We start from the raw sequence: 26,136 nt of genomic DNA, 5'->3' as shown, positions 1-26,136 counted from the left end.
TTAGCTGGCCGCCTCGTCGGCGGCCTCCTTCGACGAGGTGCTCTTTTGCGCCGTCTTCTTCGCGGCGCTCTTCTTGGCCGCAGCTTTTTTCGCCGGGGCCTTTTTCGCGGCAGTCTTCTTGGCTGCCTTCTTCTTTGCCGGGGCCTTCTTCGCGGTTTTTTTCTTCGCGGGTGCCTTGGCCGCGCGCGCCGCGATCAACTCGACGGCTTCCTCGAGGGTGATGTCTTCGGGCGCACGATCCCGTGGAATTGTCGCGTTGATCTTCTCGTGCTTGACGTAAGGCCCGTAGCGCCCGCTCAGCACCTGCACCTTGCCGCCGCCTTCGGGGTGTTCGCCCAACTCCTTGATGACGCTGGCGCCGCGCTGCGCGCCTTTCGCGGCCTTCTCGGCCAGAAGCGTGATGGCGCGGTTCGCGCCGACCTCGAAAACTTCCTCGGGGGTGGACAGGCTCGCATATTTGCCGTCGCACTGAACGTAGGGCCCGAAGCGGCCATAGCCGGCCGTGATCGGTTTTCCGGACTCGGGGTGAATGCCGACCTCGCGGGGGAGCGACAGCAAGGCGAGCGCCCGGTCCAAATCGATGGCGTCCGGGTCCGTGCCTTTCGGGATAGAGGCGCGCTTAGGCTTCTCGCCGTCCGCCGCTTCGCCAAGCTGGATATAGGGGCCGAACCGGCCGGTGCGGATGCTGACTTCCAACTCCGTATCAGGATCGAGACCGAGCACCTTGCCATCGGCGAAAGCGGCCTTCTCGCCCGTCTCGGCGAGCTGCCGTGTGTACCGGCAATCGGGATAGTTCGAGCAGCCGACGAAAGCGCCGAATTTGCCGACCTTGAGGCTGAGCTGTCCATCGCCGCAGGACGGGCAGGCGCGGGGCTTGCCGTCGCCCGTGTCCGGGAAGATGTGCGGACCCAGCAGATCGTTGAGCGCGTCGAGGACCTGGGCGATCCGAAGATCGCCGATCTCGTTCACTGCGCCGATGAAGTCGCGCCAGAAGTCGCGCAGCACGTCCTTCCACTGAAGGTCGCCGGCGGAGATGAGATCGAGCTTCTCCTCCAAATCGGCGGTGAAGTCGTACTCGACGTAGCGCTTAAAAAAGCTTTCCAGGAACGCGGTTACGAGACGGCCCTTGTCTTCGGGGATGAGCCGCTTCTTATCGATGCGCACATATTCGCGCTCGCGCAGCACGTTCAATGTGGCTGCGTAGGTCGAGGGCCGCCCAATGCCAAGCTCCTCCATCTTCTTGATGAGGGTAGCCTCCGAGTAACGGGGCGGCGGCTCGGTGAAATGCTGTTTTGCTTCAACGGCGCGCGGGTCGAGGCTCTCGCCTTGGGTCAGCGCGGGCAGGGAGCCATCCTCGCCGACTGCGTCGTCAACGCCTTCCTCGTAAATCTTCAGAAAGCCGTCGAAGCGGATCACGGACCCGGTGGCGCGGACGCCGTAGGTTTTTCCGTCCGTTCCGGCCACGTCGATATCGGCCGTTGTGCGCTCGATTTCCGCGCTGGCTGCTTGGCTTGCGAGCGTGCGCTGCCAGATGAGCTTATAGAGCTTCAAGGCATCGGGTTCGAGATAGCGGGCGACCTTGTCGGGCGCCTTGCTGAAGTCGGTCGGCCGAATGGCTTCGTGCGCTTCCTGCGCGTTCTTCGCCTTCGTCGAGTATTGGCGTGGACTTGCAGGCACGTAGCGCTGCCCGTAGAGCCCGCTCACCAACGAGCGGACTTGGGAGATTGCTTCGGGCACGATCTGCACGCCGTCGGTTCTCATATAGGTGATGAGGCCTTCGGTGACGCCGCCGAGGGCCACGCCCTCGTAGAGCCGCTGGGCCACCTGCATGGTCTGGCGCGGGCTGAAGCCGAGCTTGCGCGAAGCTTCCTGTTGCAGCGTGGATGTCGTGAACGGAGCGGCGGGATTGCGCTTCTGGGATTTGCTCTCGATCGACCCGACGCTGTAGCGGCCACCGTCGAGCGCCGCCTTCAAGGCCATTGCCGTCGCTTCGTCCGGAATGTCGAACTTGCCGAGCTTGTCCCCTTCCGCCGAGAACAGTCGTGCGTTGAACGTCTCGTTCTGGCCGTTCGCCAGCGTCGTTGTGAGGGACCAGTATTCCTGGGCGACGAATTTCTCGATCTCCAGCTCGCGCTCGCAGACGAGCCGTAGCGCGACGGACTGGACGCGGCCAGCCGAGCGTGCGCCGGGCAGCTTGCGCCACAGGACGGGCGAGAGCGTAAAGCCGACGAGATAATCGAGGGCCCGCCGGGCGAGATAGGCGTTGACCAAGGGCTCGTCGATCGCGCGCGGATTGCGCATCGCTTCGCGGATCGCATCCTTGGTGACGGCGTTGAAGACCACGCGCTCCACGGGGATCTGGCCGAGGAGCTTCTTGCGCTCGAGCACCTGCAGCACATGCCAGGAGATCGCTTCGCCTTCGCGGTCCGGGTCGGTCGCCAGAATGAGCTTGTCGGCGCCTTTGACCGCTTGCGCGATCTCGTTCAGCCGCTTGGCCGACTTCGGATCGACATCCCAATGCATCTCGAAGTCGTTGTCGGGCACCACCGATCCGTTTTTCGACGGTAGATCGCGGACGTGACCATAGGAGGCCAGTACCCGGTAATCCGAGCCGAGATACTTGTTGATGGTTTTTGCCTTGGCAGGCGATTCGACGATGACGATGTTCATTGAGATGTTCCTAGCCGTGCGAGTGGCGCGCGGCCAAGGGAGAATTTTGGGATATGGCCCCCGGACACGTGGGCGAAAATGGTGACTCGATCAGCCGGTGTCAAATTGGCCGCGAGATCGATTGACAATCATCGAGTGTATATATTACTAGTCCGCAACCATACGACGATCAAAAGGGCTTTGGCGCTGACCCGGCCGCGCCCGCCGAATTCTCACAAAAAGCGGATATGATTGCGGTGACAAGAAGCGGAGATTCGAGGCGGAATGGCGAGGGGAAATCGCTCCAGGCAAAGTCCGGGAATCCGCAAGACGACGTGGCCTTCGCCTCGCAACGCGAGGCGGCCGACTACATTGCGGACTATCTCACGGAACTGATGCTCGTCGCGATGAGGTACGACATGCCCGATTTGGCGTATTCCATCGGGAAGTCTTTGAGCAAGGCCAACGAAAAAAAAGCGGAGCCCGATTGATCCGCGTCACGGTTCGATTAGCGACACGAGTTGGCGCGGGTGGCGCTGCAGACGCCCCGCAAGATCGAGTTCCAGCAAGATGATGTGGACCTTGCGCGTCTCGATTCCCGTGCAGCGGATAATCTCGTCAATATCGATCGGACTTGGCCCCAGGGCCTCGATCACGCGGTCGCGTTCGGCCTGACCGATGTCGGGTAGCGGGCGGGGCACCTTCTGCTCTTCATCGGAAGACAATTCGCGCGGGGTGCGGCCCACAGAACGGCCGAGGATCGGCGCGAGCGCCTCGGTGATGTCCTCCGGCGTCGTGACCAGCGTGGCGCCTTGTTTCAGGAGATTGTTCGTGCCGGCCGCGCGCGGGTCGAGCGGGCTCCCCGGCACGGCGAAGACTTCGCGTCCTTGCTCTCCGGCCATGCGCGCGGTGATGAGCGATCCCGAGCGCTGCGCCGCCTCGATCACCACCACGCCCAGGGCGATGCCTGATATCAGCCGGTTCCGGCGCGGAAAGTCCTTCGCGCGCGGCGTATGGCCAGGGGACCTTTCGCTAATGAGCAGCCCGCGCTCGCCGATCGCCGCCTGGAGGTCCGCGTTCTCCGGCGGGTAGACCACGTCGATACCGCCAGCCACGACCGCGATGGTGCCGTTGTCGAGGCTCGCGTTGTGGGCGGCCGTGTCGATGCCGCGGGCGAGGCCCGACGCGATGACGAAGCCTTCGAGCCCGAGGGCGTTTGCTATTTGTCGCGTGAACTTCTGCCCGGCGGCCGAGCCGTTCCGTGCGCCGACAATAGAGACGATCGGCATGTCCGCGAGTTCGAGCCGCCCCTTCACATAGATGAGCGGCGGCGAGCCATCCGTGTGGGCAAGCGCTGGTGGATAGCCGCGTTCGCCGTGGGCGACGAGATGCGCGCCGAGGCGCTTTGCGCGCGCAAGTTCCGCTTCGGCATCGTCGATGCTGCATAGGCGGATCGCCTGGGTGCGCCCGCCGCGCCGGGAGAGATCGGGCAGCGCATCAATGGCGGCTTGCGCGCCGCCGAACTGATTGACGAGAGCGCGGAACGTCGCCGGCCCGACATTCTCGCTGCGCAGCAGCCGCAGCCAGGCGAGCCGCTGAGCGTCGCTCAACCGTTGTTCCGGTTCAGGCTTTCTGCTTGCTCCCGCCAATGCGTGATTCCTCGCCCCGTCGCAGCCGGCAGATATTCTCCTTGTGACGAAGGTAGAGGAGGGCGGTCATCAAGCCAAACAGGATAGCCAAGGACGTAAGGCCGGCTACGGCGAGAAAGATCACGGTGGCGGCGCTGGAGGTGAGGGCGGACAGCGAGGAATAGCGCGTGATCACCGCTACCAGCAGCCAGACGAGGCAGAATACGAGAGCCGCAGGCCAGAAGAGACCGAGCGCGACACCAATATACGTGGCAACGCCCTTGCCGCCGCTAAATCTCAGCCAGACCGGAAAGAGGTGGCCGAGGAACGCGCCTAGCCCCGCGATGATGGCGCCATAGGGCCCGGCGAAGGCGCCGACGATGAGAACGGCGGCGGTACCCTTCAGCAGGTCGAGCAACAAGGTGAGCGCGGCGAGGCCCTTGTTCCCGGTGCGCAGCACGTTGGTCGCGCCGATATTTCCGGACCCGATGTTTCGGACATCGCCGAGCCCGGCCAGTTTCGTTAGTATAAGTCCAAACGGGATAGAGCCGAGAAGATAGCCGAGCGCGAAGCACAGGACATAGACGCCGAGTGCAAGCGGCATCGCGGCAGACCAGTCCTCAGTCGGCATGCATTCCCCCCCCTCAACGGTGTCGCGCGTCGCGCGGGTCAACCGTAGTGATACACCGGGCGCCCGGCAACGAACGTCACCAGCGCGCGTCCCTCGAACCGGGCTTCGTCGAACGGCGTGTTTTTTGATTTCGAGCGGAGGTCTTCGCGGGCGACCGTCCAGGGCATTTCCAGATCGATCAAGGCGAGATCCGCCGGCGCGCCTTTCACGAGACGCCCGCCGGCCAGCCCTAAGAGCTCCGCGGGGCGCGCCGAGAGCGCGTTCAAAAGCCGATGCAGCGTGATCTCGCCGTTGTGGAAGAGGCGCAGGCCCGCGCCCAGCATGGTCTCGAGGCCCACCGCGCCGTCATTGGCTTCGGCGAAGGGGCGGCGCTTGCCTTCGGCGCCGCGGGGGTCGTGGGCCGAGACGATGACATCGATGTCGCCGCTGGCGACGCCCTCGACCATGGCTTGGCGGTCTTCCTCCGACCGGAGGGGCGGGGTCATTTTGAAGAACGTCCGGTAGGACCCGATATCGTTCTCGTTCAGTGTCAAATGATTGATGCTGACGCCACAGGTAACGGGTAGGCCGCGTGCCTTCGCGGCCTGGATTACCTCCAGCGAGGCGCGGCAAGAAATCTGCGCCGCGTGGTAACGGCCCCCGGTCAGCTCGACGAGCCGGATGTCTCGATCGAGCATCATCGTTTCGGCTTCTGTCGGAATGCCGCGCAATCCCAGACGCGTCGCGACTTCGCCTTCGTTCATCACGCCGTCCTGGGCGAGATCGGCGTCCTCCAGATGGTGAACGATCAGCGCGCCGTAGTCCTTGGCGTAAGACAGCACGTTCCGCATCAGCTTGGCGTTGGCGACGCTCGTCTTGCCGTTGGTGAAGGCGATGGCGCCGGCGTCGCGCAGTAAGCCGAGTTCGGCCATGTCTTCGCCCATGAGGTCACGGGTCATCGCGGCCATTGGATGGACATGGACGAGGGCGGTATCGCGCGCGCGCCGGAGCACGAAGTCTACTAGGGCGACATCGTCGATGACCGGGTCGGTGTTCGGCATGCAGCAGATCGTGGTGACGCCGCCGGCCGCCGCCGCGCGGCTCGCGGTCGCCAAGGTCTCGCGATGCTCATGGCCCGGCTCGCCGCAGAAGACCATCATGTCGATGAGGCCGGGCGCGACGGTGCGCCCGCCGCAATCGAGGGACTCGGCGCCCTCGATCGAGCCTTCGGTGATGTGCATGCCGAGATCGGCAATGGCGCCGTTGGCGATCAAAAGCCCGCCAAACGCATCCAGTCCCGAAGCCGGGTCGACAAGCCGCGCATTCACCAGAGCGAGCGGCTTGCGATGGGGGCGGTGGGCGGTTTCGGGTTCGGCTTCGTTGTCCATGACGATCATTCGTTCGGAAGATGGCGGGCGAGGGCTTGCAGCACGGCCATGCGCACGGCGACGCCCATCTCGACCTGTTCGCGGATAACGCTGCGCGGACTGTCCGCGATTGCAGCGTCGATCTCGACACCGCGGTTCATGGGCCCCGGATGCATGACGATGGCGTCTTCTCTTGCGCTCGCCAACTTCTCGGCGTCGAGCCCGTAGAAGTGAAAGTATTCCCGCTGGCTGGGGATCAGGCTGGAGGCCATGCGTTCGCGCTGCAGGCGAAGCATCATCACCACGTCCGCGTCCTTGAGGCCCTCATGCATGGACGTGAACGCTTCGACCCCGAGCCGCTCCACGTCTTCGCCGAGCAAGGTTGACGGCGCCACCACGCGGACCCGGGCGCCGAGCGTATTGAGGGACAGAATGTTGGAGCGGGCCACGCGCGAGTGAGCGATGTCGCCACAGATCGCGACCGTCAGCCCCTCGAAGCGCTTTTTGTGGCGGCGAATGGTCAGGGCGTCGAGCAGGGCCTGGGTGGGATGCTCGTGACTGCCGTCGCCCGCGTTGATGACCGAGCAATCGACCTTCTGCGACAGAAGCTCGACCGCGCCGGCCGCGTGATGACGCACAACCAGCAAATCGGGGCGCATCGCGTTCAGCGTGACGGCCGTATCGATCAGCGTCTCGCCTTTCTTGATGGACGATGTCGGGATCGACATGTTCATCACGTCGGCGCCGAGGCGCTTGCCTGCGAGTTCGAACGAGCTCTGGGTGCGGGTCGAGGCTTCGAAGAAAAGATTGATGAGCGTCCGGCCGCGCAGGTCGCTGCTCTTCTTGTCGACCCTGCGGCTTTGAGCCGCCGCTTGTTCGGAGAGGTCGAGCAACGACAGGATCTCGTCCCGCTTCAGACCTTCGATGCCAAGAAGGTGGCGATGCGGGAAGGATGGGGTAGGGGCTTCAGCCACGTTGCTCATTAAAGGGCACTGTATAGGCCCCGATTTCCAAAGCTTCAAGCGGGGCGGGGCGTCCTGTTGAAACAAAGAGCTCCCGGAATGGGCACCGTAAAAGGAAGGCAATGGAAGCCGAATCAAGAGCGTGGAGGGGCGAAGTAAACCCGATTATGCAGCGTTGCGGTCAGTTCTGCTTAGCCAAGGCCGCTTCGGCTTCCGCCTTTTTCGCCTTGGCATCTTTATTGTCGGGGTTGCGGCGCAGGGACTCGTCCAGGTCCTTCAGGGCCAGGTCGAACTTGCCCAAATTGAAATAGGCTTCGCCGCGATTGCTGAGATACGCCCACGCGTAGCGCTCGGGATCAAGCCGCAGCGCCTCATTGAAATCGGCAATCGCCTCATCGTTCTTGTTCAGCTTGAGATAGATCATGCCTCGTGTGTTGTGGCCCGGGGCATAGCCGGGCTTCTGAGCCAAGAAGTCCGACACGCTTGCCAAGGCGATTTCGGGCATGCCGATGGCGAGGTTGGCGCGGCTTAGGAACTCCAGCGCCTGGATTCTGGTCGGGCTTCCCGGCTTCGCCAAGACCGCCGCGTGGAGGTACTCGTTGGCCGCGGCCCCGAGTTGTCCGCGCTGGTGATGGACCTTTGCCTTCTCCAGATGGGATTCCGCGCTGGCATCTGCGGAAAAGTCCGAACTGAGAAGGCGTAAGGCGGTTTCGAAGTCTTGCGCCGCCAAGTCGAGTTGTCCTGCGCCGGCATTGGCCGCCGCGCGGAAGTAGTAGGTGGTGCCATTCTCGCCATTTGCTTTCAACGCGGCGGTGAGATCCTTAATGGCCTCTTGGTACTCCTTCGCGCGTACGAACAGACGCCCGCGGTCGATAAGCACCGGTTCCGGGGCGGCGCCATTGTTGAGCGCCGCGGTGAAATCGAGCATCGCAGGCCGCAGACTGTTCTGGTTCAGATAGGCGCGTCCGCGCTGGTGGAGGACGTAACCCCGGTCTTTCTTGGCGAGGTTCAGGCTCTTGGAGTCGAGAATCCTGGTGCAACCATCGACGGCTTTCGCCGGGTCCTTTGCATTGCAGAGAGCGACGAGCTCCGTCAGCGCGGAGTCGGCCGTGTCCCGCTCTGTGTCCGTTGTCTCGGTGGACTTGGTGGGGTCGCAGTCTTTTCCGCCTTCAAGCTGGCAGAGGGCTTTTTTGTGGCCTTCCAGCGCATCCTTGGGCGGCGACATGCGTGAGAGCAGATCGCCGGCACGCGAGCTGCCTCTGCCGCCGGACTCGGACTCGCGTTTGAGTTCCTCGCGTCGGCGTTGGGCGTTGGCGATGACGTTGTCGAAGTCCGCAAGCGCCTGCTTATACTGCCCCAGCGCGTAATACGCTTCGCCCCTCCGAACTTGGGCTGCGGAATCGTAAACGAGTTCCATTGCGGTACTGTAGGCCTTGACCGACTGTTCGTAGGCGCCCTTGTCGAAGAGGTCGCGGGCGCGGCGGTACAAGATCGCGGCTTTGCCCCTTTTCGCGCCGAGGTCCACCGCGTCGGTCTTGGACGTCACCGCGATGGCCTTGTCGAAGTCGCCGAGCGCCCGGTCGTCCTTCCCCAACTTTGCATAGAGTGTGCCGCGCTGCGTCAGTGCGAACACATCATCGGGCTTCAGCACGATGGCCTTGCCGTAGTCGGCAAGGGCCAATTCGTCATTTCCGAGCTTCGCGTACAGGCGTCCCCTCGCTGTCAGCGGTGGTGCGCTGTCCGGTGCGATCTCGATCGCTCTGCCATAGGCCTCGAGCGCTTCGTTTGGACGGCCCTCCATGGCGAGGCGATCGGCGCGCGCAAGATGCGCTTCGACGAAATCTGGGTCCAGCGAGATGGCTTTGTCGAAAGCGGCCAGGGGGCTTTCTTTGCTGTCCAGCCTGTTCAACATCACCCCGCGCCAGTAGTGGGCGAGGCCCGAGTCAGGGCGCAGCGCTATGGCGGCGTCGAAGTCGGCGAGCGCCTGCGCCTTCCAATCGTACTGGTCCAGTTGACCGCGGGTCATCAGTGCCGTGAACTTGGCGTCATCCTCTGCGGCAGGCGACTGGATGACCTGCGTGCAGGCGGCGGCTGCCTGTTGCCGTCGTTCGCGTGTCTTGGTTTGGCCCGTGCAGGCCTTGAGAGCCTGCTCCAGTCTCGCCGGGTCTGTGATCGGCTCGTCCTTGGCCCCAAGCGCGGCCGTACCGGGTACGGCCAGGAGCGTCAGCACCGCAATCGATGAGGCAATCGGGAGCTTCATAGGACCCTCCTGGTCCGCGGGGCACGGTGCTACGGGGCCTCCTGCTCCGCCGCCTCCTCCTGGTCGGGCGCTTTGGCGGGCTCGTCCTTGGCCGGCTGTTGGCGCCATTTGTTGGGGTTCCAGAGGTGCTGCGTCTGTTGCGCTTCGTTTACCGCCTCATCGATCAGTGCCTTGATCTGAACCGGCTTGATGTCCCGGTTCGGAAGGCTCCCCGCCAGGCGGAATTTCCGCGACTCCTTCAGGTACACGTAGCGCATGGTATCGAGTTGAAAGTTGCGCTCGAGTGCTTCGAGCAAGACGTCGTAGGGAAATTTCTGGTCCCCCTGCAGAGACCAGAAATTCATCTCCAGCCATATGAGATGTGTGCTGGGATTGACCGACAGGTTCGCGCTCCAGGTCAGCTCGGGCGTGGCTCCCGCGATCGTCTGAAAAGGATTGCCATTCGGATATTTCCCTTCCTTCGGCTCGTAGCCCAGATTTTCGAGCATCTGGACGAGGCCCGCATTGTCGAGTTCCACCGGACCGGCCGCGCCGGATGAAGGCACGGCCATGAGCGCGAGAACGAGGAGGGAAAGGGCGGCGAGGGCCGCAGAGAGCAAGCGGTGGGCGCAGCACATCGTGAGTCTCCCAGTCGCATGGTACGCAGCGCATTCCGGGGCGCTTCCGCTGTCGACGCGCTGCACTTGGCTTCGCAGTCTGAAGTCTCCGCGATGGTCGCGGTTTTTGGTGTCGTTCGAATGAACCCCTTTGCGCTGTGGCGCCCAAGGCGCGAAGACCCGATGACACCACAGCCTGGAGCGCATCAGACGCCCAAAGCATACTACAAGTTGGCATGATGCGGCGGAACAATCTGCCTGTGACAAACGGGGCGCCTCGCCCTGAGGGCTTGTAAAGGCGCGGCCAATCCCAAATAGTCAGGGACTAGACGAATCGTTGGTTGGCCAGGGCCTCTTCCATTCGACGCCGCACCCGAGCGGCGCTTCGTTCGATCGGCGCGGGTACGCAGCCGGAAACGGCCGGCCTACAGGAACAATTGGGAGCGCGACCCCCATGATGAGCTTGCCCTTTGTTCTTTTTGCGTGCGCGATTGGTGCGGCATGGCTGCGTCAGCGCGGTGTGTCCGTGGGCTTCTGGCTCATCGGGATTGCCACAATGCTGATCCTATTCCGCGTTCATGTCGGTGAAGTCTTGAGCATCCAACTCTGAGGAGCCGGGTCGTGTCCGCCGAGCTGTCGAAGCTGCTGAATGCGTTGGGGTTGCTCGCCATCGGCACCGTCTTGACGATGGCGTTCATCGATCAGGTTTGGTTCGGCGAGCTTCCGTGCCCCCTCTGCATCTTGCAGCGGGCGGGCCTGATTGCCGCCGGTTGCGGCATCGCGCTCAACGTCGTGTTCGGCCCGAAGCCGAGCCATTACGGGATTGCCATCATCGGCGGGATCGCGAGCGCCGCGATCTCTATGCGGCAGATCCTGCTGCACATCGTTCCGGGAACCGGCTTTTACGGGCCTCCGGTCTGGGGCATGCACCTTTACACCTGGGCTTTCCTCTTCGCCGTCGCCATCGTTCTCGGCAGCGGCATCATGCTGCTCGGTGACCGGCAATTTTCGCAGGTGCAGGCCGGCTCCGGGCGTTTGAAGGGCTTGTCGCTGATTGCGATACTTCTGTTCTTCGTCCTGACCGTCGCCAATATCTTTTCGACGGTCGCCCTCTGCGGCACGGGTCTGTGTCCCGACAACCCCGAAAATTACGAGCTCTTCCAACTCAACGATTAAGTCCGGCGTGGGCCTAGCCAAGCGCCTTCATCCGGTCGAGCGCGCCTTGCAGGATGTAGGCGGCCGCCATCCTATCGATGACTTCGGCCCGGCGCTTGCGGGAGGCGTCGGCCTCGATCAGATGACGCTCGACCGCCGCCGTCGACAGGCGCTCGTCCCAAAAGGCCGTGGGCAGGTCCAGATGCTGCGCCAAGTTCCGGGCGAAAGCGCGGGTCGACTGGGCGCGCGGTCCCTCGGAACCGTCCAGATTGAGCGGGAGGCCGATCACGAGCCCGCCCACGCCCTCCTTGGCCGCGATGGCGGCGATTGCCTTGGCGTCGGTGGTAAATTTCGTGCGGCGCACCGTCTCGTATGGCGTCGCGATGGACCGGGTGACGTCCGACAGCGCAAGGCCGATGGTCTTGGTTCCGACATCGAAGCCAAGTAGACGCGCGCCAGGCTGTAGCTTCGACGGCAACTCTTCGATAGGAAAGGGCGGAGCCATAGTCACTGAGTGATGTGAGAGGTGAGACGATGAAGATAACGTGGTTTGGTCATTCTTGTTTTCGCGTTGAGTTCGGCGCTAGCCGCATCCTGATCGATCCGTTTCTCACCGGCAATCCCACGTTCGAGAAGGCGGGTATCTCCGAAATCGACGTGATCGACGGGATCACCCATGTGGCGCTGACCCATGGCCACGAAGACCACGTCGGCGACACGGTCCGGATCTGCAAGGAGACCGGGACGACGCTGATCGCCGTGCACGAGCTTGCGACTTACCTCGCCGGCCACGGGGTCGAGAAGACCGATCCGGGCAACACGGGCGGCACGATCCCCCATGACGGTTTCGATCTGACCTTCGTGCAGGCGCTCCACTCGTCTTCCAACATGGTCGATGGGCGCCCGGTCTATCTCGGCAATCCCTGTGGGATCGTGATCACCGCAAAAAGCGGCAAGACGCTTTACCACATGGGCGACACAGACGTTTTCGCGGACATGGCCTTGATCAACGAGCTGTACGAGCCCCAGATCGGGATCGTCCCCATTGGCGACCGGTATACAATGGGCGCCAGGACGGCGGCGCTGGCGTGCAAGCGATACTTCGATTTCGACACCGTTATCCCGTGTCACTACGGTACGTTTCCGGTGATCGACCAGACGCCCGACAAGTTCGTGGCGGCCATGGGCGATATCGAGGTCACGGTGCCGAAAGTCGGCGTTCCTTTCGACGCCTAAACGTTGCCGGGAGCGGGATCTCGCCCAGTTGCCGCCCCGCCGGGGCGGTGCTACAGGGGATGCCCCGGTTTCACCCGTCCTCCCAGCCAGCGAGCCTTTGGGACCGATATCCTCAAGGTTTGAACTCAACCCAGCGTCAAAGCCATGTCCGTCGACCGCGCCACCGTCTTTCGCATCGCCCGCCTTGCCCGCATCGCCATCACCGACGAGGAGGCTGGGCGTCTGGAATCGGAGCTTTCGGGCATTCTCGACTGGGTGGCGCAGCTGGACGAGCTCGACACGGCCAATGTAGAGCCGATGACCCGGGTCGAGGCCATGACCATGAAGATGCGCGAAGACAAGGTCACAGACGGCTTCAAAGCCGACGAAATCGTCAAGAACGCGCCCCAAGAGGACGACCACTACTTCGTCGTCCCGAAAATCGTTGAGTAGCCAACCGTGACGGATCTTACAGACCTGACGATAGCCGAAGCTCGCAAGGGGCTTGCCGACAAGTCTTTTTCGGCCGTGGAGCTGACCGAAGCCCATTCGGCCGCGATCAAGTCGGCCAACCGGGCGCTCAACGCCTATGTGCTCGAGACGCCGGAGCGCGCGCTCGAGATGGCCAAGGCCAGCGACGCGCGGATCGCCAAAGGGGAGGCGGGCGCGCTGGAAGGCATTCCGCTCGGCATCAAGGATCTGTTCTGCACCAAGGACGTCCGAACCACCGCGTGCTCTCACATCCTCGACCGCTTCACGCCGACCTACGAGTCGACAGTCACCAGCAATCTCTGGGACGCGGGCGCCGTCATGCTCGGCAAGCTCAACAACGACGAGTTCGCGATGGGCTCGTCCAACGAGACGAGCTTCTACGGCGAGGTCATCAACCCATGGCGGCGCGAGGGCTCCGATGCCCCGCTCGTGCCTGGCGGTTCTTCGGGCGGCTCGTCCGCCGCCGTGGCGGCGCGTCTTTGCCTTGGGGCGACGGCCACCGATACGGGCGGGTCGATCCGGCAGCCCGCAGCCTTCACGGGGACGGTCGGGATGAAGCCGACCTACGGCCGCTGCTCCCGCTGGGGCATCGTCGCCTTCGCCTCGTCCCTGGACCAGGCCGGCCCGATCGCGCGCACCGTGCGAGATTCCGCCATTCTGCTCGGGGCCATGGCAGGTCACGATCCCAAGGATGCGACCAGCGCTGACCTTCCCGTGCCCGATTTCGAGGCCGCGGTCGGCCAGGGCGTGAAGGGGCTCACCATCGGCATTCCCAAGGAATACCGCGTCGAGGGCATGGCGCCGGAGATCGAGGCGCTGTGGCAGCAGGGCATCGCCTGGCTGACGGAGGCGGGCGCCACGGTCAAGGACATCAGCCTGCCGCATACGAAATACGCGCTGCCATCTTATTACATCGTCGCGCCCGCCGAGGCCTCGTCGAACCTCGCCCGTTATGACGGCGTTCGCTACGGGCTGCGCGAGCCCGGTACCGATGTGATCTCGATGTACGAGAACACGCGCGAATCCGGTTTCGGCGCGGAGGTGAAGCGGCGCGTGCTGATCGGCACCTATGTGCTGTCCGCCGGCTATTACGACGCCTATTACCTCAAGGCGCAGAAGGTCCGCACACTGATCAAACGGGACTTCGATCAGGCTTTCGAAGGGGTCGATGCGATCCTGACGCCGACCACGCCGGCGCCTGCGTTCGCCGCCGGCGAAAAGTCAGGCGATCCGCTGGAGATGTATCTGAACGACATTTTCACGGTGACGGTGAACATGGCGGGTCTACCGGGGATTTCGGTGCCGGCCGGTCTGTCGTCCGAAGGAACGCCGCTTGGCCTTCAAGTCATCGGCCGGGCCTTCGACGAAGAAACGCTGTTCCGCGTGGGACAGGTCATCGAAGACGCGGCGGGACCCATGGCCAAACCGCAGGACTGGTGGAGCAAATCATGAGCCGCCGTCTGATCTCTTCGGGGAGCCCCTACGAGAAGACTGTCGGCTATTCGCGGGCCGTGCGCGTTGGCAACTGGATTTCGGTGGCCGGCACGACCGCGGCGTCGGGCGGCAAGCCCGTCGCCATCGGGGACCCGGAGGCGCAGACACGCGCGATCTTCGAGACCATCGACCAGGCGCTAAAGGACGCGGGTTCCAGCCTCAAGGACGTTGTCCGCACGACGGTCTATCTTGTGGACATCGCCGACTTCGAAGCGGTGAGCAAGGTGCATGGCGAGGTCTTCGGCGACATCCGTCCCGCCAATACCACGCTCGCGGTAACGGGATTCGTGTCTCCGGACTGGCTGGTGGAGATCGCCGTCGATGCGGTCGTCCCCGAGACATCCGCATAAGGGAGCGAAAGCATGGCCACGCGCGCGGCACAGAATTGCGAGAGCATGGACGACGTCCGGGTCGAGATCGATCGCATCGACGAGCAGATGGTCGATCTGATCTGCGAGCGCTTCGCCTATGTGGACCGGGCCTGGCAGCTGAAGAAGTCACCGGCCGACGCCACGGTGCCGTGGCGCATTCAGCAGGTCATCGACAAGGTGCGCGCACGGGCGCAAAAGAACAATCTGCCGCCCGAACTCGTCGAGGCGCTGTGGCGCCAAATGATCGGCTGGTTCATCCAGTACGAGGAAGAAAATCTCCGCAAGGAATCCAAAGAGTAACGGTTCCTCCAAGGTCAGCATCATGGACGCCAAATCGGACAAATCGAATTTGATCGCAGGCGAGACCGGCGATTGGGAAGTCGTGATCGGCATGGAGGTCCATGCCCAGGTCACCTCGAACGCGAAGCTGTTCTCGGGCGCCTCGACCGAGTTCGGCGGCGAGCCGAATTCCCATGTCAGCCTCGTGGACGCGGCCATGCCCGGCATGCTGCCCGTCATCAACGAAACCTGCGTGGCTCAGGCGATCAAGACCGGGCTCGGGCTGAAGGCCGAGATCAATCTGTACTCGGTGTTCGACCGGAAGAACTATTTCTATCCGGATCTGCCGCAGGGCTATCAGATCAGCCAGTACAAGAACCCGATCGTGGGCGAGGGCGAGGTCATCGTCGACATGCTCAGCGGCGAGCGGGTCATTGTCGGCATCGAGCGCCTGCACCTGGAACAGGACGCGGGCAAGAGCCTGCACGATCAGCATCCGCAGAACTCCTATGTCGACTTGAACCGTTCCGGCGTGGCGCTGATGGAGATCGTGTCTAAGCCGGACATTCGCTCTTCGGAGCAGGCGAAAACCTATGTGTCCAAGCTGCGGACGATCCTGCGCTATCTCGGCACGTGTGACGGCAACATGGATCAGGGCTCGCTGCGTGCCGACGTGAACGTCTCGGTCCGCCGTCCGGGCGACGAGCTTGGGACGCGTTGCGAGATCAAGAACATGAACTCGATCCGGTTCATCGGCCAAGCCATCGAGTACGAGGCGCGCCGCCAGATTGAGATCATCGAGGACGGCGGCACCATCGATCAGGAGACGCGGCTGTTCGATGCGAAGACGGGCGAGACGCGGTCCATGCGCTCGAAAGAAGAGGCGCACGACTATCGTTATTTCCCGGACCCGGACCTGTTGCCGCTCGAACTGAAGCAGGATTTCGTCGACGAGATCGCCGCCAGCCTCCCGGAGCTTCCCGACGAGAAGCGGGCGCGGTTCATCGCCGAGTACGGGCTGACTCCCTATGACGCCGACGTGCTTGTGGCCGAGCGTGAGAGCGTCGACTATTTCGAGGACGTGGCGAAGGGGCGTGACGCCAAGCAGGCTGCGAACTGGGTTATCAACGAGCTGTTCGGCCGGCTCAACAAGGAAGGCCTCACCATCAATGACAGCCCGGTGTCCTCGGGCCAGCTCGGCGCCATCGTCGATCTCATCAAGGACGGAACCATCTCCGGCAAGATCGCCAAGGACATGTTCGACATCGTGTGGACCGAAGGCGGCGACCCGGCCGAGATCGTCGAGGCCCGTGGCATGAAGCAGGTCACCGACACCGGCGCCATCGAGAAGGCGGTCGACGAGGTCTTCGCGGCCAATCCCGACAAGGTCGAGCAGGCCAAGGAGAAGCCGGCGATGGCCGGCTGGTTCGTCGGTCAGGTGATGAAGGCGACGGGCGGCAAGGCCAGCCCGCAGGCCGTCAACGCGCTGATCAAGGCGAAGCTCGGTATCGAGTAGCGTTGGCCTGATCGCGAGCGGCGGATCGTCCGTGACATGACCCGAGCCAAGACCAAAGATACGACCCACGTCATCCGCGTGCATAAGTATGGCGGACCAGACGTCCTCAAATGGGAAGAGGCGGATATCGGCGCGCCGGGCCCGGGCGAGATCCGTATCAAGCAGACGGCGATTGGCCTCAACTTCATCGACGCCTATATGCGGTCGGGTCTTTACCCGCAGGACACGCTTCCATTCGTTCCGGGCACGGAAGGTGCGGGCATCGTCACCGCGCTTGGCGAAGGCGTCCGCACGCTGAAGGTCGGCCGCCGGGTGGCCTATGCGGGGCACACGGGCAGCTACGCGGAAGAGCGTCTGATTGCCGCCGACCGCGTGGTGCGCATTCCCGACGGCGTGAGCGACGAGGTCGCCGCGGCCGTGATGCTCAAAGGCATGACCGCGCAATATCTCTTGCGGCAAATCTTCAAGGTCGGTCCCAAGACGACGCTGCTGTTCCACGCGGCGGCGGGTGGCGTGGGCACGATCGCCTGCCAATGGGCGGCGTCACTGGGCGCGACAGTGATCGGCACGGTGGGCTCGACCGGCAAGGCGTTGATCGCGCGCTCTCATGGCTGCACGCATGTGATCAACTACCGGGAAGAGGACTTCGTCGCCAAGGTGAAGGAGTACACAGGCGGCGAGGGGGTCGACGTGGTCTACGACTCTGTCGGCAAGGAGACGTTTCCCGGATCGCTGGATTGCTTGAAGCGACGGGGGCTGTGGGTGAGCTTCGGCCAGTCTTCGGGGCCGGTGCCGGAATTCCGCATCAACCTTCTGGCGCAAAAGGGCTCGCTGCTCGCCACGCGGCCGTCGCTTTGGGATTTCATCGCCACGCGAAAGGAGCTGGTCTCTACAGCGAATGATCTTTTCGATGTCCTGGCCAAAGGAGCGGTCAGGGTCGCGGCGAGCCAGAGTTTCGCTCTTAAGGATGCGGCCGACGCGCACCGCGCCATGGAAGGCCGCCAAACCACCGGCTCGTCGGTCCTGATCCCATAGCTGGTCCTATGGCGGGGCCCAAAGCGGGTCCCAGCGCGTGGCAGATGACATGCTGCCGCAGGCGGCTCGGATGACACCAAGCCGACACATTTCAACCGTAGCCCCGTTCACTCAAATCTTCGTGGGCGCGAAGAAGAGTGAGAGCTATGGCGTCGTCAGTGATGCCGGTGCAGGTCTGCATCGCGCGCCCAGAAGAGAGACTTTGCCCACCCTGGTGCCTTAGCGCGGTTGTGCTGTTCGGCGCACTTTACGGGCTGGTGCACACGGCTCTCCGGCTTGCCTACTCCGATAATCTTTCGCTCGACGCTGCTCCCGCCAATATTCTCGGCCAGACCCTTGCGCTCGGTTATCAGGAGCGCCAGCCGCCGGTCTACGAGTGGCTGTTGTGGTCGGTGCAGCAGGCGACGGGTCCGGGTCTAGCGGGCTTCTTGATCATCAAGTACGGCCTGCTCACCGCGACATTCGTATTTTTCTATCTGATTGCGCGTCGGCTGTTCGACGATCGGCGCTGGGTCGTGCTCGCGAGCTTATCGCCGCTGCTGCTCTACCAGATCGGGTGGAACATCCACGAAGGCGTGACGCACAGCCTTGTGATGACCTGCGCCATCGCCGCGTCGTTCTGGGCCTTTATGAGACTAGTGGAGCGCGGACGGCTTGGAGACTATGTGCTCTTCGGGCTCGTGGCGGGCCTCGGTCTCCTCACCAAGTACGGCTTCGTCGCCTATCTGATCATTCTTTGCGTTTGCGCGCTTCTTCAGCCCGCGTTGCGGGCCCGGCTCTTCGATATGCGCATGCTGGCGAGCGTGGGTGTCGCCGCCGCGATAGCCGCGCCGTTCGGCTACTGGCTTGTTGCCAACCACCACAACCTCGTCCAGGTCTTCGACAGCACGGTAGCGCCCATGGCCTCGGATCGTTTGACCGCGACCATGACCGGGATCGTCACCGCGAGCTATGCGCCGTTCGGTTTTCTCTTCCCCCTCGATGCCATTCTGCTGGTGATGTTTCCGGCCCTTCTGCCCGAGGTGTGGTCGAGAATCACGCGCGGCGTACAGCCCCGGAATCTCGCACACGCAGGGGCTGATTGGCCGCTCTTGTTGCTACACATGACCGTCGCCGGCTTCGCCTTCCTGTTCCTCGGAGCGGTGCTGACGGGCGCCTCGAACTATCTCGAGCGCTACATGCATCCCTTCTTTCTGCTCACGCCGTTGTGGCTGTTGTGGGTCGCCGCACAAGACGCCCCGGCGCGCCGACCGGCGGTGATGGGCGCCGTGCTGCTGGCAGTCACGCTTGCGGTCGTGCCGATACGCGCGGTGTACCTCGCCAAGGCTATGGGGCCGAACTGCCATCACTGCCGCCTCGCTGTGCCGTACGAGGGGCTCGCCAAGGAACTGAAGGCACGCGGCTTCGGGGGCGGAACGCTGATCGTCATGGACCGCAACGATGGCGGCAATCTACGCCCGTTACTTCCCGAGGCGCGCATCGTCTCGCTTCGCCGGCCGTATCACTTGCCCCCCGTGCGGCCGCAGGATTTGGCCGCCCCGGCTGTCGTCGTGTGGCGTCCATCCCACGCGGAGGACCTCTGGTCCCTGGCTGCGCCGGCCATCCGGCAAATCAACGGAAAGGTCGTCGGTAAGCCGAAGACCTTGCACGTGCCGTGGACGACCCTCGGTAGCGCATCCCAGCCGAAAGCCTGGGAGTGGAGGATAGCGCTCGTGCAGCCCTCGGCGGCGTCGCGGCGCTAGTCATTCTGGCTGCGCCGCTTCGGGAAAACGGGACGACACTCAATCTCGTTCGCGTGTGGGAAAGTTGCGCGTGGTTAGCGAGACGCGACTGGAAATGGTTAGAGGACCCTTTCAAACCCGCGTTCTTAATCTTTAGCCCGCGGATTCCCGTGCCCTCGTAAAGCAAGCTTACCAAGCGATTCAGACTTGGGTGAGCTTGCGTTAAGCACATCGATTCAGACGTTCTTCAAAGACCTCGCCGATGATCGTCTTCGTTGAACGCAACACCGCGCATCGAAAGTCTTTCGTGGGGAAAGCCGAATGCGCGGCGGGACAAAGAGCCAAAACGGGGGACGTCATGGCACGATTGGAACTTGGAACAGTCTTGGGCAGCCAGTTTGAGCCTGCGGTTCAGGCCGGCGGAGCGGATGCGCTGTTCGAGCTTGGAATGCTGTATGCGACGGGGCGCGACGTGGATGTCGATCTCGTCACCGCGCACAAGTGGTTCAACCTGTCGGCGGCGCGCGGCAACGAGTCCGCGCGTGACTACCGGCTGGAGCTGGCTCGGGAGATGACCACCGATCAGATCTCCGAAGCCCAACGCCAAGCGCGCGAGTGGCTTCAGACCCACTAGGGTCGGATTGGGCGAGGTTCAAGCGCGCCAGAGTGTGCGCTGAAGGCGGGATGCCGGCGAAACCGGCGTGCCGCCTTACTCTTTGCCGCACTCCCGGAACCAGGACGTCATGCAGTCCCAGCTGCGGCGCGCGAAATTCTTCTGCGGCTTCGGCGCCTCCTGAGCTGCGGGCGGCGGAGGCGGGGGTGGCGCGGCCTGCTGGTTCTTTGCGCCGGCGCCAATGCCGATCGCGGCACCGGCTCCCTGCAGCCCGCGCTTCGAGGCGTCATAGGCGCGGCCGCCCATCTCGAACAGGGATTTGGGTTGCTCGCCGCGCTTGTCCTCGAACGCCCGGTTTTCCCGTTCCACGCGCTCGTTCAGCTGGCGGACGCGCGCGTCATCCGTGACTTTTGGGGGCAGGGTGGGGCCATCGTAGTTGTAGACCTTCACCACGCCGGCGCAGTTGGGGTCCTTCTTCGCCGCGCAGGAGGCGTGATTGCCCTCCTTGGTGGTCCGCACCACGCAATAGAGCTTGAACGCGTCGCTCTGGGTGACGCCGCTTCCTTCGAGGCGGCAGCGGTAGGAGGCGTTGGGGTTCTTGCAGGTCACGCAATACTCGGCGCTCCCGGCCCGCGCTGTATTGGGCACGGCAAGAGACGCGGCGGCAAAAGCTATGCCGAGGCACGCCGCCGCACGCCTAGGCCATCCGAACCGGATGACGCCGCTCATGCGCTAGTCCTCCCAGGATTTCGAACCATCAGCCTAGCATATTGTTCCCGAGTGCAATACGGGGCCGGCCCGCTCGGCCCTGGCTCCCAAGGGCTCTGTGTGGCTGGAAATCGCACGCACGCGTGTTGACCGGCTCGAACGAGACCAGTAAGCCTTTGCGTCCAGCGGAGACGTGGCCGAGAGGCTGAAGGCGGCGGTTTGCTAAACCGTTATACAGTGTAAAGCTGTATCGGGGGTTCGAATCCCCCCGTCTCCGCCAGACCTGGCCCTACGTATTTGCCCCAGGCTCGCCGCCACGCGCGGCGACAACGCAGCCTCCCAATCATCTCATTATCGGTATGATGCGCTATCGGCCAAGCGCGGCGGGAGGGTACCGGTGCTCTGCAATCATACGATCCATCAGCACCACCATCATTTCGGCTGGGACAACGCCATCGAGCCCATCCTGACCGTGCGGCCAGGCGAGACGGTCGAGATCGAGACCATCGATGCCTCGGCGGGGCAGGTGGGGCCCGACACTACACTCGAGCAGTTCCTCGCGCGGGATTCCTCTCGCGTGAACCCCGTGACCGGGCCCATCTATATCGAGGGCGCGGAGCCAGGGGACGCGGTCGCCGTGACCTTCAAGGATTTCGAGCCGTCCGGGTGGGGCTGGACCGCCAATATTCCGGGCTTCGGCCTTTTGGCCGATCAGTTCCCCGAGCCCGCGCTCCATATCTGGAAGTACGATGCGCGGACGCTGGCGCCGGCCCTGTTCGGGGCGAGCGCTGCCGTCCCCTTGCGGCCGTTCTGCGGCACGGTTGGCCTCGCGCCCGCCAAGCCGGGCGTGCATTCGGTGATCCCGCCGCGCCGGGTTGGCGGCAATCTCGATATCCGCGACAACGCCGTCGGCACGACGCTCTACCTGCCGGTGGAGGTCGCAGGCGGCTTGTTGTCGCTCGGCGACACCCATGCTGCCCAGGGGGACGGGGAGGTGTGCGGGACAGCCATCGAGAGCCCCATGGTCGTCGCGATCGAGATCGGCCTGATCAAGCATGCGGGGCTCGCCTATCCGCGTTTCGAGACGCGCGGGCCGGTGTCCCGCCATCTGGACGAGGCCGGGTACCGGGCCACGACGGGGGTCGGTCCGGATCTGATGCAGGCGGCGCGGGACGCCGTCTCAGGGATGGTCGATTGGCTTTGCGCCAGCACAAATATGGCCGCGGTGGATGCGTATATGCTGTGCAGCGTCTGTGCCGATCTGCGGATCAGCGAAATCGTCAATGCCCCCAACTGGACGGTTTCGTTGTATTTTCCGAAGATGGTGCTGCGCTAGCGAGGCTTGGGAGTTTCGATATGACCGTGAATAGCCCCCAGTCTGGACCCGGCCTTGACCACACCTTTGTCGAGCGGGAGCGAAACCGTCTGGCCGGCCGGGCGCTGTCTTTCCTTATCGGTCTGAACGGCATCGCCGCGCTGGTGCTGCTGACCATCGTGGCCATGGAGCCGCAGGCGACCGTCGACCGCAAAGTGACAATGGCCATGCTTGTATTTAGCGGCGGCGCGTTGGCGGCCCTGTTCAGCTCGTTCTTGGCCTATGTGAACCGGACCGTGCGGCTGGAATCTCCCGGCCGAAGGGAGTTACGGCGCGCGCTGCGGACAGTCGCAATCTTGACGGTCGTCGGCAGCGGCGCCGCCTTCCTGATCGGCATGAACATGGTGGCGACGACCCAGGCCGAGAAATCGAGCTCCCATCCCAAGAGCCGGCGGGAGGACAAGCCGCCAAAGCCCCCGCAAATCAAGAATGCGGCGCTGCCGGCGGCTTTCGAATTTTGGTGGAAGTCCCGCGCATAGCGCGTTGAGGCAGAGTCGTTTTACTGGCTCGTCATCTCGCTGGTGAAGTCGGACCAGACCTGTTGCGCGTCCTTCGTGGCCGCGCCGACTTTCTCGTTCACGACGTCCCAATTGACGACGCGCTTTTCGACCTGCTGCTCGCGCTGATCCATGACGAACGCGGCCACGACCGTCAGCGCAACGCCCAATATGAAGCCAAGTAGGAACCGCATGGGACCCCCCCAATGAATGTGGGGATCATAGGGGCAGCACCAGCCCAGATAAAGACCGATTTGGAGCAACCTGTCCGTGTGCGCTGTTCGGGTCAATAAAAAACCGGGCAGTAGAGGCGGTCTATCGGGCAAACGTCTCCGTCATCCACCGAGCCCCGAAAGTGGTGATGTCGTTGGCATCGATCAGTTCGGCAGGCGCGTTTCCCACTTGGCCACGCCTCGCACGGCCGAGAGCCAGATAGACCTTCAAAATACAGGCAAAATAGTCCTCGCCATCGACGAGAACGATGCCGTCTTCGTCATCGAGGCATTCCACAGCCCTGATGACCGGCCCGCCCGCCCCCTGACAGCGATAGTGACGGCGTACGCGCCGCTTGCCGGGCACGTCGGCCAGATACTCCGCGTAGTGCAGGACAGTGGTGGTGTCCGGGTTCGCGCCAATGCGGAGGATTTTGCCGCCCGCTTCGCAGAGCCGCTCCAGCGGCGACCCGGGACCATAATAGTCGTGCCAAGGCGCATCGCGCAGAAGCGTTTCGGCGAGCAGCCCCCGCGCCCCGAACCGGCCGGACGGGTTGTCGGTGACGCGCGTTCCGGGCGCCGTTCGGAAGACATCGGCGAAAAATCCGACTTCCGAAAAGGCCGGGGCCTCCAGCGGGTCGAACACCGGCGCATCCGCAAGGAGGGCCGCGCGCTCCGCCTCGGGCCGCTTGTTGACCCAGTCATGGGCGATGTCCGCGCTCAAAATCATCAGGAGTGTGCCGTCCGGCCCCACGGCGGCAGTCAACGCCGCGAGCAAGCCGTCAGGGCCATTCTCGATGGAGCCGATGGCGCGCAACGAGACGTGCAGCATCAACGTGTCGCCCGGCGCGACGCCGAGCGCCACAAGGTCGCGCCCAAGCCGCTCCATCGTGATCACGGGGCGTCTAGCCGCTGGCCAGCCGGCGCTGATCGTCGGACAGGTCGTTGGGGCTGTCGGCGGGCACTTCCGGGGGGCTCAGAGCCGCGGCCAGCGCGTCGTCCACGGTCGACATCCAGACGAACTTGACCGCTTCGCGCGCGGCTTCCGGAATATCCTCGAAGTCCCGGCGATTGCGTTCGGGCAGCATCACGGTTTTGATCCCGGCGCGGACCGCCGCGAGGACCTTGTTCTTCACCCCGCCGATCGGCAGCACGAGGCCGCGCAGCGAGATTTCGCCGGTCATGGCGATGTCGCTACGAACGGTTCGCCCGGTGAAGAGCGAGGTGAGGGCGATGAACATGGCCACCCCCGCGCTCGGCCCGTCCTTGGGGATGGCGCCCGCAGGGACGTGCAGATGGATATCCGAGGTATCGAACACGCTCTGCTCGATCCCAAGGTGTCCAGCCCGGACTTTTAGAAGAGACAGAGCGGCTTGCGCGCTTTCCTTCATCACCTCTCCGAGCTGACCCGTCAGGATGAGCCGGCCCTTGCCGGGCACTTTCGTGCACTCGATGAAGAGAATATCGCCACCCGTCGGCGTCCAGGCGAGGCCCGTGGCGACGCCGGGTACCGACGTCCGCATGGCCACCTCGTTGTCGACCTTGCGGGCGCCCAGGATGCCGTGCAGGTCGTCCACGTCGATGCGCATGTTGGATTGGCCGCCTTCGGCGATCTGCATGGCCACGTGACGGCAGACGGCGCCGATCTCGCGCTCGAGATTACGGACGCCCGCCTCGCGGGTGTAGCCGTCGATGATCGTGCGCAGCGCCTCTTCGGTAATCTCGCATTGTTCCGGGGTGAGGCCGCTCGCTTCGAGCTGCCGCCTCACCAAGTAGCGCTTGGCGATCTCGACCTTCTCGTCCTCGGTGTAGCCGGGGATCTCGATGACCTCCATGCGGTCGCGCAAGGGCGCAGGAATCTGGTCGAGCACGTTCGCCGTCCCGATGAACATCACCTTCGACAGGTCGAACGGGACACCGAGATAGTTGTCGCGGAACGTGCTGTTCTGCGCAGGATCCAAGACCTCGAGCAGCGCCGCGGACGGATCGCCATGGAAGCTGGCGCTCAGCTTGTCCATCTCGTCGAGCATGAAGACGGGATTGCGCGTCTCGGCCTTGCGCAGCGCCTGCACGATATTGCCGGGCAGGGCGCCCACATAGGTCCGCCGGTGGCCGCGGATCTCCGCTTCGTCATGAACGCCGCCGAGGCTGATCCGCCCGAACTGGCGGCCCATGGCGCGCGCGATTGACTGGCCGAGCGAGGTCTTGCCGACGCCAGGCGGGCCGACGAAGCACAGGATCGGGCTGTTGCCATCGGGGTTGAGCTTGCGGACGGCAAGATACTCCAGGATCCGCTGTTTCACCTTCGGCAGGCCGTAGTGATCTTCATCGAGGATGCGGCGCGCCTCGGCGATGTCGATCGTCTCCTCAGAGAGCTTCGACCAGGGCAGCTCGATCAGCCAATCCAGGTAGGTGCGGATCATGCCGTGCTCGGCGGACGCCTCGGGCATGCGCTCCAGGCGGCGCAGTTCCTTCTTGGCCTGCGTCTCCGCTTCCTCGGACATCTCGGCCTTGTCGATGGCCTCGCGCAACTCGGCGATCTCGGCTTCGCCGTCTTCGCCCTCGCCAAGCTCCTTTTGGATCTGGCGAAGCTGCTCGCGCAGGATATGTTCGCGCTGACGCCCGGACAGCGACTCTTGCGTCTGCTCGCCGATTTGCTTCGACAGGCGCAGAACCTCGATCTGCTGCACGAGTTCGCGCAGCACCTTGTCGATGCGGTCGGACACGTCGAACGTTTCGAGGATGCCCTGCTTCTCGGGCGGGCTGATATCCATGACATTGGCGATGAAGTCGGCCAGCATGGAGGGCGACTCGATCTGCTCGAGGGCGCCGGCGAGTTCGTCCGGCGCATTGGGCAGGAGCGACAGTGCCTCACGCGCGCGCTCGCGCAGCTGATGCACCCGGGCCGCAAGCTCGGTCGAGAACACCTCGGATCCGCCGACCTCCTCGATCCGCGCCGCGAGAAACGGATATCCGTCGAGGATCTCCAGAACCTTGAAGCGGTTCATGCCGCGCACGACGAGATGATGAGCGCCGTCGGGCGACGTCACATAGCGCATGATTTCGGCCATGGTGCCGACACGGTTCAGCTGGTCGGGGCCCGGCGCGTCGGCGCTCGGGTCGCTTTGCAGCAGCACGCCGACGGGTTTGCCGGCTTGCGCGGCGGCTTGCGCACCGGCGACGGTCTGGGGGCGGCCAACCATCAGGGGGGCGACCACGCCCGGAAACAGCACCGCGTTGCGCGTCGGCAGCAGAATGACCGCATCGTTCGGCAGCTCGGGATAGGCCGACTCGGCCCGTCCGGCGGCGGTCGGGGACTCGGTGGTCTCCTCGCTCTTCTGCAGACTTTCGGTGGTCAGGTTTTGGTCTTGCTCATTCATG

At 63.8% G+C, this 26,136-nt stretch carries 26 protein-coding genes and 1 tRNA gene; 15 read left to right on the top strand and 12 right to left on the bottom strand.

The features are described from left to right. On the bottom strand, window positions 1-2,670 hold the full coding sequence (gene topA, locus GL4_RS10755; protein WP_045367392.1) for a type I DNA topoisomerase: 2,670 nt from the start codon (window positions 2,668-2,670) through the stop codon (window positions 1-3). A 227-nt stretch (window positions 2,671-2,897) separates the two neighbouring features. Here topA and GL4_RS10750 point away from each other — a divergent pair, with 227 nt between their 5' ends. After that, the gene (locus tag GL4_RS10750; protein WP_045367389.1) at window positions 2,898-3,140 is read left to right on the top strand and encodes a hypothetical protein; all 243 of its coding nucleotides are present in this window, start codon (window positions 2,898-2,900) and stop codon (window positions 3,138-3,140) included. A 6-nt stretch (window positions 3,141-3,146) separates the two neighbouring features. Here GL4_RS10750 and dprA read toward each other — a convergent pair whose 3' ends face one another. The 6 genes from dprA to GL4_RS10720 all read right to left on the bottom strand — a co-directional run bounded on the left by dprA (window position 3,147) and on the right by GL4_RS10720 (window position 10,093). Then, on the bottom strand, window positions 3,147-4,259 hold the full coding sequence (dprA, locus tag GL4_RS10745; RefSeq protein ID WP_244462606.1) for a DNA-processing protein DprA: 1,113 nt from the start codon (window positions 4,257-4,259) through the stop codon (window positions 3,147-3,149). A 13-nt stretch (window positions 4,260-4,272) separates the two neighbouring features. Next, a complete protein-coding gene (gene plsY, locus GL4_RS10740; protein ID WP_425283173.1) occupies window positions 4,273-4,908 on the bottom strand; it encodes a glycerol-3-phosphate 1-O-acyltransferase PlsY in 636 nt (211 codons plus the stop codon). 38 nt (window positions 4,909-4,946) lie between these two features. Then, a complete protein-coding gene (locus tag GL4_RS10735) occupies window positions 4,947-6,275 on the bottom strand; it encodes a dihydroorotase (RefSeq protein WP_045369976.1) in 1,329 nt (442 codons plus the stop codon). A gap of 5 nt (window positions 6,276-6,280) precedes the next feature. Beyond that, window positions 6,281-7,237, bottom strand: a complete 957-nt coding sequence (locus GL4_RS10730) for an aspartate carbamoyltransferase catalytic subunit (protein WP_045367383.1) — start codon at window positions 7,235-7,237, stop codon at window positions 6,281-6,283. Between the two features lie 160 nt (window positions 7,238-7,397). Further along, window positions 7,398-9,476: a tetratricopeptide repeat protein gene (locus GL4_RS10725; RefSeq protein WP_172653338.1), complete on the bottom strand. Its 2,079-nt coding sequence runs from the start codon at window positions 9,474-9,476 to the stop codon at window positions 7,398-7,400. A 29-nt stretch (window positions 9,477-9,505) separates the two neighbouring features. After that, window positions 9,506-10,093 carry a hypothetical protein gene (locus GL4_RS10720; RefSeq protein WP_156137520.1) on the bottom strand — a complete coding sequence of 196 codons (588 nt, stop codon included), beginning with the start codon at window positions 10,091-10,093 and terminating at the stop codon, window positions 9,506-9,508. Between the two features lie 433 nt (window positions 10,094-10,526). Here GL4_RS10720 and GL4_RS17530 point away from each other — a divergent pair, with 433 nt between their 5' ends. Continuing rightward, window positions 10,527-10,682, top strand: coding sequence for a DUF5993 family protein (locus GL4_RS17530; RefSeq protein ID WP_156137518.1), 156 nt, complete (start codon window positions 10,527-10,529; stop codon window positions 10,680-10,682). 11 nt (window positions 10,683-10,693) lie between these two features. Beyond that, window positions 10,694-11,248: a disulfide bond formation protein B gene (locus GL4_RS10715; protein WP_045367376.1), complete on the top strand. Its 555-nt coding sequence runs from the start codon at window positions 10,694-10,696 to the stop codon at window positions 11,246-11,248. Between the two features lie 13 nt (window positions 11,249-11,261). Here the strand turns inward: GL4_RS10715 and ruvX are convergent, their stop codons facing one another. Further along, window positions 11,262-11,732: a Holliday junction resolvase RuvX gene (ruvX, locus tag GL4_RS10710; RefSeq protein WP_045367374.1), complete on the bottom strand. Its 471-nt coding sequence runs from the start codon at window positions 11,730-11,732 to the stop codon at window positions 11,262-11,264. A gap of 29 nt (window positions 11,733-11,761) precedes the next feature. Between ruvX and GL4_RS10705 the strand changes: the two genes are divergently transcribed. From GL4_RS10705 to GL4_RS10665, 9 genes are all read left to right on the top strand, one after another. Beyond that, window positions 11,762-12,463, top strand: coding sequence for a metal-dependent hydrolase (locus GL4_RS10705; RefSeq protein ID WP_045367372.1), 702 nt, complete (start codon window positions 11,762-11,764; stop codon window positions 12,461-12,463). Window positions 12,464-12,607: 144 nt separating this feature from the next. Then, window positions 12,608-12,895, top strand: a complete 288-nt coding sequence (gene gatC, locus GL4_RS10700) for an Asp-tRNA(Asn)/Glu-tRNA(Gln) amidotransferase subunit GatC (RefSeq protein ID WP_045367370.1) — start codon at window positions 12,608-12,610, stop codon at window positions 12,893-12,895. 6 nt (window positions 12,896-12,901) lie between these two features. Continuing rightward, window positions 12,902-14,386, top strand: coding sequence for an Asp-tRNA(Asn)/Glu-tRNA(Gln) amidotransferase subunit GatA (gene gatA / locus GL4_RS10695; protein WP_045367367.1), 1,485 nt, complete (start codon window positions 12,902-12,904; stop codon window positions 14,384-14,386). After that, window positions 14,383-14,778 (top strand): RidA family protein, encoded by a 396-nt coding sequence (locus GL4_RS10690; RefSeq protein ID WP_045367364.1) that lies wholly within the window; start codon window positions 14,383-14,385, stop codon window positions 14,776-14,778. Before gatA ends, GL4_RS10690 begins: the two co-directional genes overlap by 4 nt. A 12-nt stretch (window positions 14,779-14,790) precedes the next feature. Next, window positions 14,791-15,099, top strand: a complete 309-nt coding sequence (locus GL4_RS10685; protein ID WP_045367362.1) for a chorismate mutase — start codon at window positions 14,791-14,793, stop codon at window positions 15,097-15,099. 22 nt (window positions 15,100-15,121) lie between these two features. After that, complete coding sequence (gene gatB / locus GL4_RS10680; protein ID WP_045367360.1) at window positions 15,122-16,594, top strand: Asp-tRNA(Asn)/Glu-tRNA(Gln) amidotransferase subunit GatB; 1,473 nt, start codon at window positions 15,122-15,124, stop codon at window positions 16,592-16,594. Between the two features lie 36 nt (window positions 16,595-16,630). After that, window positions 16,631-17,629, top strand: a complete 999-nt coding sequence (locus GL4_RS10675; protein ID WP_045367357.1) for a quinone oxidoreductase family protein — start codon at window positions 16,631-16,633, stop codon at window positions 17,627-17,629. A 146-nt stretch (window positions 17,630-17,775) separates the two neighbouring features. Then, a complete protein-coding gene (locus tag GL4_RS10670; protein WP_082025620.1) occupies window positions 17,776-19,371 on the top strand; it encodes a glycosyltransferase family 39 protein in 1,596 nt (531 codons plus the stop codon). Window positions 19,372-19,708: 337 nt separating this feature from the next. Next, window positions 19,709-19,984: an SEL1-like repeat protein gene (locus GL4_RS10665; RefSeq protein ID WP_045369974.1), complete on the top strand. Its 276-nt coding sequence runs from the start codon at window positions 19,709-19,711 to the stop codon at window positions 19,982-19,984. 75 nt (window positions 19,985-20,059) lie between these two features. Here the strand turns inward: GL4_RS10665 and GL4_RS10660 are convergent, their stop codons facing one another. Beyond that, a complete protein-coding gene (locus tag GL4_RS10660) occupies window positions 20,060-20,692 on the bottom strand; it encodes a hypothetical protein (RefSeq protein WP_045367351.1) in 633 nt (210 codons plus the stop codon). A gap of 166 nt (window positions 20,693-20,858) precedes the next feature. Here GL4_RS10660 and GL4_RS10655 point away from each other — a divergent pair. The 3 genes from GL4_RS10655 (at window position 20,859) to GL4_RS10645 (ending at window position 22,525) form a co-directional block, all read left to right on the top strand. Beyond that, window positions 20,859-20,951, top strand: a tRNA-Ser gene (locus GL4_RS10655). 117 nt (window positions 20,952-21,068) lie between these two features. Further along, window positions 21,069-22,007, top strand: coding sequence for an acetamidase/formamidase family protein (locus GL4_RS10650; RefSeq protein ID WP_045367348.1), 939 nt, complete (start codon window positions 21,069-21,071; stop codon window positions 22,005-22,007). 20 nt (window positions 22,008-22,027) lie between these two features. Continuing rightward, window positions 22,028-22,525: a hypothetical protein gene (locus GL4_RS10645; protein ID WP_045367345.1), complete on the top strand. Its 498-nt coding sequence runs from the start codon at window positions 22,028-22,030 to the stop codon at window positions 22,523-22,525. A 20-nt stretch (window positions 22,526-22,545) separates the two neighbouring features. On the opposite strand, the gene GL4_RS10640 is transcribed toward GL4_RS10645, so the two are convergent. From GL4_RS10640 to lon, 3 genes are all read right to left on the bottom strand, one after another. Next, entirely contained in the window at window positions 22,546-22,737 is a 192-nt protein-coding gene (locus GL4_RS10640) for a hypothetical protein (protein WP_045367342.1), read from the bottom strand. 121 nt (window positions 22,738-22,858) lie between these two features. Beyond that, window positions 22,859-23,644: an AAC(3) family N-acetyltransferase gene (locus tag GL4_RS10635; protein WP_045369972.1), complete on the bottom strand. Its 786-nt coding sequence runs from the start codon at window positions 23,642-23,644 to the stop codon at window positions 22,859-22,861. A gap of 16 nt (window positions 23,645-23,660) precedes the next feature. After that, entirely contained in the window at window positions 23,661-26,135 is a 2,475-nt protein-coding gene (gene lon / locus GL4_RS10630) for an endopeptidase La (RefSeq protein WP_045369969.1), read from the bottom strand. Window position 26,136 lies beyond the last annotated feature (1 nt).

Origin of the sequence: Methyloceanibacter caenitepidi (genome assembly GCF_000828475.1) — a bacterium.
Classification (GTDB): Bacteria; Pseudomonadota; Alphaproteobacteria; order Rhizobiales; family Methyloligellaceae; genus Methyloceanibacter; species Methyloceanibacter caenitepidi.
This window is presented reverse-complemented; position numbering and strand designations above follow the sequence as displayed.

Bases quoted from the DNA above. Each gene is read 5' to 3' on its own strand.
- GL4_RS10720 (WP_156137520.1), bottom strand. From the start codon at position 10,093: ATGTGCTGCGCCCACCGCTTGCTCTCTGCGGCCCTCGCCGCCCTTTCC.
- GL4_RS10640 (WP_045367342.1), bottom strand. From the start codon at position 22,737: ATGCGGTTCCTACTTGGCTTCATATTGGGCGTTGCGCTGACGGTCGTG.
- plsY (WP_425283173.1), bottom strand. From the start codon at position 4,908: ATGCCGACTGAGGACTGGTCTGCCGCGATGCCGCTTGCACTCGGCGTC.
- gatC (WP_045367370.1), top strand. From the start codon at position 12,608: ATGTCCGTCGACCGCGCCACCGTCTTTCGCATCGCCCGCCTTGCCCGC.
- GL4_RS10660 (WP_045367351.1), bottom strand. From the start codon at position 20,692: ATGAGCGGCGTCATCCGGTTCGGATGGCCTAGGCGTGCGGCGGCGTGC.
- gatB (WP_045367360.1), top strand. From the start codon at position 15,122: ATGGACGCCAAATCGGACAAATCGAATTTGATCGCAGGCGAGACCGGC.
- GL4_RS10635 (WP_045369972.1), bottom strand. From the start codon at position 23,644: ATGGAGCGGCTTGGGCGCGACCTTGTGGCGCTCGGCGTCGCGCCGGGC.
- ruvX (WP_045367374.1), bottom strand. From the start codon at position 11,732: ATGGCTCCGCCCTTTCCTATCGAAGAGTTGCCGTCGAAGCTACAGCCT.
- GL4_RS10685 (WP_045367362.1), top strand. From the start codon at position 14,791: ATGGCCACGCGCGCGGCACAGAATTGCGAGAGCATGGACGACGTCCGG.
- topA (WP_045367392.1), bottom strand. From the start codon at position 2,670: ATGAACATCGTCATCGTCGAATCGCCTGCCAAGGCAAAAACCATCAAC.
- GL4_RS10665 (WP_045369974.1), top strand. From the start codon at position 19,709: ATGGCACGATTGGAACTTGGAACAGTCTTGGGCAGCCAGTTTGAGCCT.
- GL4_RS10645 (WP_045367345.1), top strand. From the start codon at position 22,028: ATGACCGTGAATAGCCCCCAGTCTGGACCCGGCCTTGACCACACCTTT.
- GL4_RS10730 (WP_045367383.1), bottom strand. From the start codon at position 7,237: ATGAGCAACGTGGCTGAAGCCCCTACCCCATCCTTCCCGCATCGCCAC.
- GL4_RS10675 (WP_045367357.1), top strand. From the start codon at position 16,631: ATGACCCGAGCCAAGACCAAAGATACGACCCACGTCATCCGCGTGCAT.
- GL4_RS17530 (WP_156137518.1), top strand. From the start codon at position 10,527: ATGATGAGCTTGCCCTTTGTTCTTTTTGCGTGCGCGATTGGTGCGGCA.
- GL4_RS10725 (WP_172653338.1), bottom strand. From the start codon at position 9,476: ATGAAGCTCCCGATTGCCTCATCGATTGCGGTGCTGACGCTCCTGGCC.
- GL4_RS10705 (WP_045367372.1), top strand. From the start codon at position 11,762: ATGAAGATAACGTGGTTTGGTCATTCTTGTTTTCGCGTTGAGTTCGGC.
- GL4_RS10735 (WP_045369976.1), bottom strand. From the start codon at position 6,275: ATGGACAACGAAGCCGAACCCGAAACCGCCCACCGCCCCCATCGCAAG.
- GL4_RS10690 (WP_045367364.1), top strand. From the start codon at position 14,383: ATGAGCCGCCGTCTGATCTCTTCGGGGAGCCCCTACGAGAAGACTGTC.
- GL4_RS10750 (WP_045367389.1), top strand. From the start codon at position 2,898: ATGATTGCGGTGACAAGAAGCGGAGATTCGAGGCGGAATGGCGAGGGG.
- GL4_RS10670 (WP_082025620.1), top strand. From the start codon at position 17,776: ATGGCGTCGTCAGTGATGCCGGTGCAGGTCTGCATCGCGCGCCCAGAA.
- lon (WP_045369969.1), bottom strand. From the start codon at position 26,135: ATGAATGAGCAAGACCAAAACCTGACCACCGAAAGTCTGCAGAAGAGC.